Origin of the sequence: Rhizobacter sp. Root1238 (assembly GCF_001425825.1) — a bacterium.
Lineage (GTDB): Bacteria > Pseudomonadota > Gammaproteobacteria > Burkholderiales > Burkholderiaceae_C > Rhizobacter.
The window spans coordinates 122,289-133,419 of record NZ_LMDM01000045.1; the positions used below are offsets into that span (position 1 = coordinate 122,289).

At 68.5% G+C, this 11,131-nt stretch carries 11 protein-coding genes; 4 read left to right on the forward strand and 7 right to left on the reverse strand.

Annotated elements, in window-relative coordinates; translation table 11 throughout:
• Positions 1-7: 7 nt before the first annotated feature.
• Positions 8-1,570 carry an ABC transporter substrate-binding protein gene (locus ASC98_RS23620; protein ID WP_056815135.1) on the reverse strand — a complete coding sequence of 521 codons (1,563 nt, stop codon included), beginning with the start codon at positions 1,568-1,570 and terminating at the stop codon, positions 8-10.
• A gap of 181 nt (positions 1,571-1,751) precedes the next feature.
• Here ASC98_RS23620 and ASC98_RS23625 point away from each other — a divergent pair, with 181 nt between their 5' ends.
• From ASC98_RS23625 to ASC98_RS23640, 4 genes are all read left to right on the forward strand, one after another.
• Entirely contained in the window at positions 1,752-2,141 is a 390-nt protein-coding gene (locus ASC98_RS23625) for a RidA family protein (RefSeq protein ID WP_056815137.1), read from the forward strand.
• 91 nt (positions 2,142-2,232) lie between these two features.
• On the forward strand, positions 2,233-3,762 hold the full coding sequence (locus tag ASC98_RS23630) for a Fic family protein (protein ID WP_056815140.1): 1,530 nt from the start codon (positions 2,233-2,235) through the stop codon (positions 3,760-3,762).
• Between the two features lie 140 nt (positions 3,763-3,902).
• The gene (locus tag ASC98_RS23635) at positions 3,903-4,253 is read left to right on the forward strand and encodes a helix-turn-helix domain-containing protein (protein ID WP_056815142.1); all 351 of its coding nucleotides are present in this window, start codon (positions 3,903-3,905) and stop codon (positions 4,251-4,253) included.
• Positions 4,243-5,517: a type II toxin-antitoxin system HipA family toxin gene (locus ASC98_RS23640; protein ID WP_056815145.1), complete on the forward strand. Its 1,275-nt coding sequence runs from the start codon at positions 4,243-4,245 to the stop codon at positions 5,515-5,517. Before ASC98_RS23635 ends, ASC98_RS23640 begins: the two co-directional genes overlap by 11 nt.
• A 54-nt stretch (positions 5,518-5,571) precedes the next feature.
• On the opposite strand, the gene ASC98_RS23645 is transcribed toward ASC98_RS23640, so the two are convergent.
• Genes ASC98_RS23645 through ASC98_RS23670 form a run of 6 tightly spaced genes read right to left on the reverse strand, consistent with a single transcriptional unit; the run spans position 5,572 to position 11,095 of the window.
• Complete coding sequence (locus ASC98_RS23645) at positions 5,572-7,575, reverse strand: response regulator (protein WP_056815148.1); 2,004 nt, start codon at positions 7,573-7,575, stop codon at positions 5,572-5,574.
• A 20-nt stretch (positions 7,576-7,595) separates the two neighbouring features.
• Positions 7,596-8,471: a sensor histidine kinase KdpD gene (locus tag ASC98_RS23650; protein ID WP_056815151.1), complete on the reverse strand. Its 876-nt coding sequence runs from the start codon at positions 8,469-8,471 to the stop codon at positions 7,596-7,598.
• Positions 8,468-9,466 (reverse strand): ATP-binding SpoIIE family protein phosphatase, encoded by a 999-nt coding sequence (locus tag ASC98_RS23655; protein WP_235581366.1) that lies wholly within the window; start codon positions 9,464-9,466, stop codon positions 8,468-8,470. Before ASC98_RS23655 ends, ASC98_RS23650 begins: the two co-directional genes overlap by 4 nt.
• Positions 9,467-9,468: 2 nt before the next feature.
• Positions 9,469-9,849: an ATP-binding protein gene (locus ASC98_RS23660; protein ID WP_056815154.1), complete on the reverse strand. Its 381-nt coding sequence runs from the start codon at positions 9,847-9,849 to the stop codon at positions 9,469-9,471.
• Positions 9,850-9,856: 7 nt separating this feature from the next.
• Positions 9,857-10,237 carry an STAS domain-containing protein gene (locus ASC98_RS23665; RefSeq protein WP_056815156.1) on the reverse strand — a complete coding sequence of 127 codons (381 nt, stop codon included), beginning with the start codon at positions 10,235-10,237 and terminating at the stop codon, positions 9,857-9,859.
• Between the two features lie 9 nt (positions 10,238-10,246).
• On the reverse strand, positions 10,247-11,095 hold the full coding sequence (locus ASC98_RS23670) for an STAS domain-containing protein (RefSeq protein WP_056815161.1): 849 nt from the start codon (positions 11,093-11,095) through the stop codon (positions 10,247-10,249).
• Positions 11,096-11,131: the final 36 nt, after the last annotated feature.

An 11,131-nucleotide genomic window follows, 5' to 3' on the forward strand; every position in this document is an offset into this window, starting at 1 on the left:
GCGGGACTTACTTGATCCGCGCGTTCCAGAAGAACGGCCAGGTCGCCGGCACGTAGCCGTCGAGCGCCAGGCTGCGCGCCGACAGCCCGTTGAAGCGGCCGACGTTGATGTACGGCACCTCGTCGTACACCACCTGCTGCACCTTGCCCCACAGCGCGCCGCGCTTGGCCGCATCGGTTTCCTGGTTGAAGGCCGCGAGCGCCGCCTGCTTGGCCGGCGAGCTCCACCAGCCGGGCGCGCCTTCGCCGAGTTGCGGCGGCGACAGCATCGGCTCGGGGAACTGGCCGGAGTGGGTGACGTACAGGTCCCACAGCTTCGAATCGTTGCGGCGCTGCACCAGCGTGGCCCAGTCGACGACGTTGAGCTCGACCTTGAAGCCGGCGCGCTTCAGCTGCTCGGCCATCAGCAGCGCCATGTTGTAGTGGAAGTCGTACTGGCGGCTCGTCAGCACGCGCACCGGCTCGCCCTTGTAGCCGGCCTTCTCGGCCTCGTCCTTCGCCTTCTTCGCGTTGCGCTGGTTGTAGAGGTCGGTGCCCACGTTCGAATAGAACGGCGAGCCCTTCGGGAAGTGGTTGCCTTCGGCGCTGAAGAAGCGGGTGTCGCCGAAGCCGGCGGCCAGCATCTCGCCTTCGCCGATCGCGGTCTGCAGCGCGCGGCGCACGCCGACGTTGGCGGCCACGCCTTCCTTGGTGTTCAGCACCAGGTACGGGAAGCCGAACGAGGGCGTCAGGATCGGCAGCGTCTTGCCGGTGGCCTTCTCGAGCCGCGACAGCGCCTCGACCGGCAGCAGGTCGGCGAAGTCGTACTGCGCCGCGAGCGCGCCTTCGACGCGGGTGTTCGCGTTGGGCACCGGCACGAAGCGCAGCTCCTCGATCAGCGCCTCGCGCTTGCCGGCGTAGCCGCTTGCGGCTTCCTTGCGGGCGCTGTACTTGTCGAAGCGCGTCAGCAGCACGTAGGCGTCGGGCTTGCGTTCCTTGAAGCGGTACGGGCCGGTGCCGACGAACTCCTTCAGCGGCGTCGCGATCGATTCCTTGGCCATGATCGCGGCCATGCCGCTCGGCAGCGCGAGCTGGGCCAGCAGCGGCGCATACGGGTTCTTCAGCACGATCTGCACCGCGAGCGGGCCGGTCGCCTTCAGGCTGTCGAGCTCCTTCGCGACGGCCTTGCCGCGCGGCGCCTGTTCCATCCAGCGCTGCAGGCTCGCGACCACGTCGTCGGCGGTCAGTTCGCGGCCGCTGTGCAGCATCACGCCCTTGCGCAGCGTGATCGCGTAGGTCTTGCCGTCGGCGCTGATCTTCGGTTGCGATTCGGCCAGCATCGGCACCACGTTCCACTTCGCGTCGAAGGTGTAGAGCGGCTCGTAGACGTGCTGCATGATGGTGCCGACCAGGTCGGCGGTGGAACCCATCGGGTCCAGCGTCTGCGGTTCGCCGACCATCGCGAGCGTCGCGAAGTTGCGCGGGCCCTGGGCCTGCGCGGCGCCGGTGGCCCCGAGCAGGCAGGCGGCCAGGCCGAGCGCGGCGGGCAGCTTCAGCAAGGTGCGGCGGGGGAGGGATGCGGTGCGGGGCATGGCGGGTCTCCAACAAGTGCGTACGGCTGAAATCTGAAAGTATTTTTCAGAGCGACGCGACTATGGAGCAATCCTCGTGCCAAATAATCGGGGTTTACCCGCCATATGACGGTGTTGACTGAAAGACGCTTTCACATCTATGGTGCACAGCTGCACTGTTTTCATCCTGAAGGAGTCTTCCATGCCCCTTGAATACCTTGGCGCCCCGCCGGTGGCTTCCGACCGCCAGGCGCGGCCGTTCTCGCCGGCCGTGCGCGCCGGTGACTTCATCTACGTGTCGGGCCAGGTCCCGGCGGATTCGAACGGCGAGATCGTCGCCGGCGGCATCGAGGCGCAGACGCGCCAGGTGATGGAGAACCTGAAGGCGGTGCTGGCGCTCGCCGGCGCGAGCTTCGACGATGTCTGCAAGAGCACCTGCTGGCTGCAGGACGCGCGCGACTTCGGCGCGTTCAACCGCATCTACATGAGCTACTTTCCGAACGGCAAGCCGGCCCGCTCGACGACCGAGGCGCGGCTGATGGTGGACGCGAAGGTCGAGATCGACGTGATCGCGTTCAAGCCGGTGAAGTGAGAGGCTTGTAATCGTTTTGTTGACGATCTGTCGATTTTTAATCAATATCTCGGTCGGTTAATCGATTTCCATCACCAACCGGGGTTCCGAAGTGATCGACTGGATCGGGTACCAGTGGCTGGCAGAGCGCCATGGCGTGGCGCCGGTACAGGCCTTTCGTACCGTCAGCGCCATGGCCGGCTCTCGCAGCACCGTGCGCGAGAACGGCTACGTGCGCGAGCACTACCCGGCATCGGCCCGGCCTTCGGACACCGTGGCCGGGCATCTGGCCTTCGCGTTGAAGCGAGAGGGCGTCCACCTCGAGTTCCTGGCACGCCTGTTCGCCGTGGTGGAGGTGTCGGCGCTGGAGGCCTGGATCGCCGCCGAACCGACCGGCCAATATGCGCGCCGGGCCTGCTTCTTCTACGAGTACCTCACCGGGCGCCGGCTTGCTTTCGCGGGCGTCGCTTCCGGCAACTACGTGGCTGCGCTCGACGAGGAATCCTGCGTGACCGCGCGCCAGGTCGTGAATGACCCACGCTGGCGGGTGCGCGACAACCTGCCGGGCACGCGAGATTACTGTCCGATGGTGCTGCGCACGGCCCCTGTGCGCGACGCCGAGGACTACGACTGTGCGAAGCAACTCGCCGCGCTTGAAGTCGAGTTCGGCGCTGACCTGCTGCTGCGCAGTGCGGTCTGGCTGACGGTCAAGGAAAGCAGGGCGAGCTTCGCGATCGAGCACGAAGAGCAGCATGTCGATCGTGTGCGGCGCTTTGCGTCGGCGATGGAGCAGCGTTGTGGCCAGGGCGACGGTCCCTTGTCGATCCACGCGTTGGGCGAACTGCAATCGCAGATTCTCGGTCCGCGCGCGACGCGTTACGGCGTGCGCCGCTCACCGGTGTTCGTCGGCGAGGTCGATGGCTTCGTCGAGGTGGTTCACTACATCGCGCCGCATTGGAAAGATGCGCCTGCGCTGCTGTCCGGGTTGCGAAGTTTTGCAGAACGCACGGCCGGCGGGTCGGCGTTGGTGCGGGCGGCGGTGCTGTCGTTCGGCTTCGTCTACATCCACCCGATGTCCGACGGCAACGGGCGGATCTCGCGCTTCTTGATCAACGACACGCTGCGGCGCGATGGGGCGGTGGCGGCGCCGTTCATTCTTCCGGTGTCGTCCACGATCATCAGCAGCGTTGTCCGCCGGCGTGGCTATGACGAGGTGCTCGAGTTGTTCTCGCGGCCCTTGATGCGCAAGTACGCCGAAGCCTGGCGCTTCGGTGCGGACGAGGTCGCAGACGATGGCGTGCGCAGCAACTTTCGCTTCGATGCCTATGACGATGCCTTGCCCGCGTGGCGCTATCCCGACCTGACCGACCACGTGGAGTACCTGGCCGAGATCGTGCAATCGACCCTCGAGCAGGAGATGCGCAAGGAAGCGCGCCATCTGCGCAGCCTTCGCAGGGCGCGCGAACGGGTCAAGCAGGTGATCGAGGGGCCCGACGCGGACATCGACCGGATCATCCGATCGGTGCGGGACAACGGCGGGCTGGTGTCGAACAAGCTGAAGAAGGAGTTTCCGGCGCTGTTGCAGGAGAGTCTGGCCGTGGAGGTTGCGGCAGCGATTGGCACTGCGTTCGACGGGGGATGAAAATGGGACGAATGGACTGATTCAGTTTCGCAGCGATTTGCGTCTTAATTGCCGCCTTATCTTGGTAAGACTGCAAATATGACTGATTACTTTATGCGTAGTGCATCAGATATGATGTACGCCTTTGACTGCAAGAAGTCATGCGCCGTCCCGAAGCCGCCTTTGCAAGCCCTGCGTCCGTCGCGGCCTCCGGCCAGCTGGGGGCTGCGATCCGCCTGGCCCGCCTGGCACGCAACCTCACGCAAGCCGACTTTGCGGAGCGTGCCCGCATGAGCGTCGCCACCTTGCAGCGGATCGAGAGGGGGGACCCCGCGGTCAGCTTTTCTTCGTGGCTGTCCGCGATGGAAGTCTCCAACCTGCTGCCGATTCTTCAACGGGCCGCGGAACCCGACGCGGATGCCACCGGCCGTGCCCGGCGCCAGCTCGAACAGCGCCAACGCGCCACCGGATCGAGGGGCAAGGACGCCGCGGAGGATCCCTATGCCTTCTGAATTCAAGGGCGTCGTCTTCGCCTGGCTGCCGGGCGAGCTGAAGGCCGTTCCGGCCGGGCAACTGTCGATCGTCGAAGAGGGGCTGACGGTCGTGTCGTCGAGCTTCGGCTTCGGTGCCAAGTACCTCGAGCGGCCGAAGGCCATTCCGATCGATGCCGCGACGCTGTCGCTGGCCGCCGCGGTTCCGGGTTCGCAACGCAGGTACGAACCGGCCAACGGGCTGGCGTTCTTCGGTGCCGTGCGCGACGCCATGCCGGACCTGTGGGGCCGGCGGGTCATCGAGAACATCCTGAAAGCTCCACCGAACGCCCTGGCCGAGACGCGCTACCTGATGGAGGCCGGGTCGAACCGGTTCGGCGCGCTCGACATCCGACCGGGCCTGGAGCACGACGAAACCCGGGGCCGGCTGGTGCCGGTGGCCGACGTGCGCTACCTGCTGGACGCGGCCGACAAGGTGCAGCGCAGCGAACCGGTGCCGCAGGAGCTCGAGCAGCTGTTCGATGCCGGACCGAGCATGGGCGGCGCTCGTCCGAAGGCGGTGGTGGTGAAGGACGGTGTGCAGTACCTCGCCAAGTTCCCGTCGGCCGGCGACCGCTTCAACATCCCCGCGGTGGAGCGCGCCACGCTGGAACTGGCGCGCACCTGCGGACTGGCCGTGCCGCTGACCGAACTGATGCGCCTGCCGGACGGCCGCGACGTGATGCTGATCGAGCGCTTCGACCGCTACCGCTGTGCGGATGGTTTTGCGAGGCGACATGCCATCAGCGCGTTGACGGCGCTCGAACTGCACGAGTCGCAATCGGCGCAGGCCTCGTATGCCGACATCTCGCTGAAGCTGGCCGGCATCGGCGCGGCGGGGCGGGTGCAGAGCGACCGGACGGAGCTGTTCGGCCGGATGGTCTTCAACGTCCTGGTCAGCAACGACGACGACCACCTGCGCAACCACGCCTTCGTCTGGCAGCCTCAGGCGAAGGGCTGGACGCTCAGCCCGCTGTACGACGTGCTTCCGAAGCCGCAGGTGTCGCACACGCGCTATCTGCACCTGAGCGTCGGCACCGAGGGGCGGCTGGCCACCCTTCCCAATGCGCTGAGCCGTGCGCCGTTGTTCGGGCTGACCACTGAACAGGCGCGCGAGATCGTCGACCGGATCGCGCGCTGCGTGCGTGAGTGGCGAACCTGGTTCGAGGAATTCGGCGTCGAGGCAAGAGACCTGGAGATCGTCAGTTCGGCAATGCGGCAACCGCGCGACGTCGGGTGGGCGTAGCGACAGAATGGACCGCAATCACAGTCGCTGAGGCGCTACGGACTGCAACCGCACTCACGGAATCGGCGGCGGCCGCGCCTCGTGCCGCCCGACCAGCGACTCCACCGCCTGCAGCAGCTTCAGCGGCCGCAGCGGCTTCGGGCAGTGCAGGTCGAAGCCGGCGGCGATCGCCTGGTTTTCGTCCTGCATGCGGGTGAACGAGGTCAGCGCGATCGACGGCAGTCGCGGCTGCTGCGTCGCCGCCTCGTCGGCGCGGATGCGGCGCATCAGCGCGTAGCCGTCCTGGCCCGGCATGCCGATGTCGCTCACCAGCACGTCGGGGCGCAGCGTCTTCAGCACCGTCAGCGCCTCGTCGAAGCCGTTCGCCGTGCTGACGGTGGCGCCGCGGTCGCCGAGGATGATGCCGAGCATCGCGCAGGCGTCGGGGTCGTCGTCGACGATCAGCACATGGATGCCGACCAGCCCGGTCTCGGCCTGTCCCGGCGACGCCATCTCGTCGGCCGACGTGTCGGCGGCCTCGCTCTGGCGCGCCTCGATCGCATCGGTGGGCAGCTCGACGACGAACTGCGTGCCGCGGCCGACCCCTTCGCTGTGCGCGGTGATCGCGCCGCCATGCGCCTCGACCAACTGCTCGACGATCGACAGCCCCAGGCCCAGCCCGCCACGCCGGCGGTTGCTGCCGGCATCGCCCTGCGTGAAGCGCTCGAACAGCAGCGGCAGGAACTCCGCCTCGACGCCCTGGCCCTGGTCGGCCACCGTCAGCGTCAGGCCGTCCGGCCGGTCGCGCAGCGAGACGCGGATCTCGCTGCCCTTCGGGGAAAACTTGATCGCGTTGCTGAGCAGGTTCCACACCACCTGCTGGATGCGCGCGCTGTCGGCGCGGATCGCGCGGTGCGGCGGCTGCACGTCGAGCACCACGCGCTGCCCGTTCTCGTCGAGCGACGGCTGCATCGCGTCGACCGCGGTGGTCACCACCTGCACCGGGTCCATCGGCTCGAACAGCAGCGGCATCTTGCCCAGGTTCAGGCGCGACATGTCGAGGATGTCCGAGATCATCCGCGCCTGCATGCGGCCGTTGCGCTCGATCGCGTCGAGGCCGCGCACCGTCTCTTCGTTGCCGCCGCGCTTCTGCAGCACGTGGGTCCAGCCGAGCATCGCGTTCAGCGGCGTGCGCAGCTCGTGCGACAGCACCGCGATCAGCTCGTCCTTCATGCGGCTGATGCGCTCGGCATCGCTGCGCGCCGCCTGCTCGCGCTCCATCAGGTCGCGCTGCTGGCGCTCGATCGCGCCGCGGTGCGTGATGTCGGTGGCCACCGCCAGCATCGCGTCGCGTTCGATGTGCGGCGTCAGCGTCCATTCGAGTTCGGTGCGGCTGCCGTCGGCGGCCAGCAGCGAAAACGCGGCCCGCGTGTCATCGCCGGCCGCGGCGGCGGCATGGCGCGCGATCCAGGCGTCGAACACCGGCACCTGTTCGGGCAGTGCAAACGCCTTCAGCGGCTGGCCGGCAACGGCGTCGAACGGCCGCCCCAGGAAGCGCAGCATCGCCGGGTTGGCGTCGACGATGCGCGCCTGCGCGTCGAGCAGGCAGATGCCGGCCGGCACCTGCGCGTAGATGGCGCGGAACTTGGCCTCGCTCAGTCGCATGCCCTCTTCGGCCCGGCGGGCCCGCACCAGCGCCTGCACCGTGGCCACCAGCACCGCCGGCTCGACCGGGTGGGTCAGGTAGGCGTCGGCCCCCGAATCCAGGCCGCGCACCTTGTCGTCGTCGGTGACGTAGGCGGCCGACAGGTGCAGCACCGGGATCCGCGCGGTGTCGGGCCGCGAGCGCAGGCGCCGGCACAGCTCGAAGCCGTCGATGTCGGGCAGGTGCACGTCCAGCACCATCGCCGAGATGCCGGCATCGGCGGCGGCCAGGCCTTCGGCACCGGTGCCGGCCTCGCGGGTCTGGAAGCCTGCCTTGTGCAGCAGGCGCACCGTCGCGTAGCGGCTGACCGGGTCATCGTCGACGATCAGCAGCGTGTGTGCCGAACGGTCGATGGGGCGGAACTCGGTGCTCATCGGTTCAGGTCCTCACGTCCTCAGGTTCGTGGCTTGCGGCGTTCCGGCACGACCTGTCCGGAGCGCTGCAGCTGCAAGGGTACCGTCACCGAGAAGACGGAGCCGCGGCCGAGCTCGCTGTCGAGCGCCACCGAGCCGCCCAGCAGCTCGGCCAGGTGCCGGCTCAGCGACAGCCCGAGCCCGGTGCCGCGCAGCCGGCGCTGGACCGGCGAGTCGACCTGCACGAAGTCCTGGAAGATCGCCGGGTGGTGCGCGCGGTCGATGCCGATGCCGGTGTCGCTGACCGAGAAGGTGATCGACTCGTCGCCGTTCTGCACCGCCGACACCCGCACCTCGCCCTTCAGCGTGAACTTCAGCGCGTTGGAGATGTAGTTGCGCAGGATCTGCGACAGCTTCTTGTCGTCGGTGTACAGCGGCAGCGTCTGCTGCGGCTCGTCGAACACCAGCAGCACGTCGGGGTTGGTCAGCACCGGCTTGAACATGCCGCGCAGCGCCGAGAACAGGTCGACCAGCTCGAACCACTCGGGCGAGATCTCGACCCGGCCGGCCTCGACCTTGGCCAGGTCGAGCAGGTCGTTGATCATCTCGGCGAACTCGGCCGAGGTGCTCTGGATGAACTGGATCTGCTTCTCCTGCTCGACCGTCAACGGGCCGTCGACGCGGTCGAGCAGCAGGCGCGCGAGGCTGCGGATCGACGCGAGCGGCGTGCGGAACTCATGGCTCATGTAGGCCAGGAAGCGGCTCTTCAGCTCGGTGGCCTGGCGCAGCTGCTGGGCCTGCGTGTCGAGTTCGGCGTACAGCGCGAGCACGCCCTGGTTGGTCTCCTCGAGCTCGGTGCGCAGCGCGTCGATCTCGAGCGCCTGCGCGGCCAGCCGTTGTTCGAGGTCACCGCTCATGCCGCGATCCTCTGCACCACGGCCACCGTGGCATCGTCGCGCCCGCGCAGGTACTCGCGGACCAGCCAGCCGGCGATCACCAGCGGGTCGCACTGCAGCAGCCCGGGCGCTTCGGTCGGCGACCAGCGCGTCACGATGCCGTCGGAGTGCAGCACCAGCAGCGCGTGCGGCGGCCAGTCGTAGCTGATGTCCTGCAGCTGGCGCACCTGGAAGCCGACCGTGCCGTGCTGCGACAGCAGCGTGCGGTCGCCGACGCCCGAGATGATGCGGCCGGCGATGTTGCCGGCGCCCGAGAACACGATCTGGCGCGTGCGGTCGTCGAGCGTCGCGATCGCGACCGCCGCACCGCGCGTCGTGCGCAGGTTGCGGTGCGCGCGCTCGAGAATCACCGAGGGCGTGGCGCCCGGCATGTCGTCGAACACCGCGACGGCCGCGTCGGCCGCTTCGGCCGCGACCGGGCCGTGCCCCAGCCCGTCGACCACCAGCAGTTCGGCGCGTTCGCCGTTCTGCCGGAAGCGCCAGGCATCGCCGCAGGCGGTTTCGCCGGGCGCCGCGAGCGAGACCGCGCCGATGCGGTACGCCGCGGGCGCCGGCGGCGGCGCGGTGCCGGCCGCGAGCTGCACGCCGATCACGGTGCCCTTGCCGGGCAGGCTGAAGACCGAGAAGCGCGTGGCCAGCCGCTGGATCGCGCCCAGGCCGTTGCCCGGCGTGCCGGCGGTGGAGAAGCCGTCGCGCAGGCAGGCCGCGACATCGGCCATGCCCGGGCCGTCGTCGAGCGACAGCACCTCGATCGCGCCGTCGTCGTTGGTCGCGAACAGCAGCCGCCCGCCGCGCGCATGGCGGGCCAGGTTGGTCGCGAGTTCGGTGACGACGATCGCTGCCGCGCCGGCTGCCACCTCGCCGAAGCCGAGTTCGCTCGCGAGCCGGGCTGCGTGGCGCCGTGCCTCGCCGACCTGGCTGGGTTCGGTGACGGGGATGACCTGATGCGCCGCCACGGCTACTTCCAGCGCGTGATCGTCACGCAGGTGCCTTCGCCGGGTGCGGTGCGGATCTCGAAATCGTTGACCAGGCGCTTGCTGCCGGTCAGCCCCATGCCGAGGCCGCCGCCGGAGGTCCAACCGTCGGTCATCGCGAGTTCGAGGTCGGCGATGCCGGGGCCGTGGTCTTCGAACGCCAGGCGCAGGCCGCGCCTGGCGCCGTTCTCGACGATCTCCCAGCGCATCTCGCCGCCGCCGCCGTAGCTGACGCAGTTGCGCGACAGCTCGCTGGTGGCGGTCACCATCTTGGTGAGGTCGACCAGCGAGAACTTCATTTCCTGCATCAGCCTGCGGACGTGTTGCCGGCTCAGGACGATGTCCTGCTCCGAGCGCAGGGGCATCTGCCCGCTAGGAGACGTCGTCAAGGCCGTCCTCCTGCAAGCTGCGTCGCAGGAGCTTCATGCCGCGCTCCACGTTGAGCGCGGTGCGCACGCCTTCGAGCGACAGGCCCAGCTCGACCAGCGTGATCGCGACCGCCGGCTGCATGCCGACCACCACCGTGGTGGCGTCGAGCACGCGGGCGATGCCGGAGATGCTGGCCACCATGCGGCCGATGAACGAATCGACGATCTCGAGCGCCGAGATGTCGATCAGCACGCCGCGCGCACCGGTGGCCTCGATCTTCGCCGCCAGGTCGTCCTGCAGCGCGAGGGCGGTCTGGTCCTGCAGGTCGACCTGGATGGTCACCAGCAGGCAGCGGCCCATTTCCAGGATGGGAATGCGTTGCATCGGGTGGCCTCAGGCCTTGGTGCGGCCGACGCTGAAGCCGAGCGACTTGATGGCCAGTGCCAGCGCGTCGGCCAGCGTCGCCTTGGTGGTGATGCCTTGCAGGTTGATGCCCAGGTGCACGATGGTCTGCGCGATCTGCGGACGCACGCCGCTGATGATGCAGTCGGCGCCCATCAGCCGGATCGCGGTGACGGTCTTCAGCAGGTGCTGCGCGACCAGCGTGTCGACGGTCGGCACGCCGGTGATGTCGATGATGGCGATCTCGGAGCCGGTCTCGACGATGCGCTGCAGCAGCGACTCCATCACCAGCTGCGTGCGGCTGCTGTCGAGCGTGCCGATCATCGGCACCGCCAGCACGCCGTCCCAGAGCTTGACGACCGGCGTCGACAGCTCGAGCAGCTCCTGCTGCTGGCGCAGGATGACTTCCTCGCGGGTGCGCTGGTAGGTCGACATCGTGAACTGCGCCATCTTGTCGACCAGCGTCGAGATCGCCCAGACGGCGGCGACCAGCTCTTGCGGCCTGGCCGCCAGTGTGGCCTGCAGCCCGGAGAACAGCGGCTTCTTGACGGACAGCACCAGCTGGCTGGTGTTCTCGGCGCTGGCACCCTGGGCCGCACGCGAGCGCGACAGCCCGGCGAGCACGTCGCGGACGCCGTCCCAGGCGGCGACATCGAGGCGGCTGGGGTCGCCATCGGCCCGCAAGCCGGCGTGCAGGGCTTTCAGCAGCGCGCTGGTCTCGGCCTTCACGTCGCCACCGCCCTGGGTGCCGGACTGGCCGTATTCGGCTTGCCATTCGGCCAGGACCTGGCTGCCGCTGGCGCTCAACAGGTGGTCGAGCGCGCTGTTTTCTTGTCGCATGGAATCCCTTGTGAGGTGGAGCGAGCGCAGCGCGGC

Coding starts and splice junctions, on each gene's coding strand:
- ASC98_RS23620 (WP_056815135.1), bottom strand. CDS start 1,570: ATGCCCCGCACCGCATCCCTCCCCCGCCGCACCTTGCTGAAGCTGCCC.
- ASC98_RS23625 (WP_056815137.1), top strand. CDS start 1,752: ATGCCCCTTGAATACCTTGGCGCCCCGCCGGTGGCTTCCGACCGCCAG.
- ASC98_RS23635 (WP_056815142.1), top strand. CDS start 3,903: ATGCGCCGTCCCGAAGCCGCCTTTGCAAGCCCTGCGTCCGTCGCGGCC.
- ASC98_RS23640 (WP_056815145.1), top strand. CDS start 4,243: ATGCCTTCTGAATTCAAGGGCGTCGTCTTCGCCTGGCTGCCGGGCGAG.
- ASC98_RS23645 (WP_056815148.1), bottom strand. CDS start 7,575: ATGAGCACCGAGTTCCGCCCCATCGACCGTTCGGCACACACGCTGCTG.
- ASC98_RS23650 (WP_056815151.1), bottom strand. CDS start 8,471: ATGAGCGGTGACCTCGAACAACGGCTGGCCGCGCAGGCGCTCGAGATC.
- ASC98_RS23660 (WP_056815154.1), bottom strand. CDS start 9,849: ATGCCCCTGCGCTCGGAGCAGGACATCGTCCTGAGCCGGCAACACGTC.
- ASC98_RS23665 (WP_056815156.1), bottom strand. CDS start 10,237: ATGCAACGCATTCCCATCCTGGAAATGGGCCGCTGCCTGCTGGTGACC.
- ASC98_RS23670 (WP_056815161.1), bottom strand. CDS start 11,095: ATGCGACAAGAAAACAGCGCGCTCGACCACCTGTTGAGCGCCAGCGGC.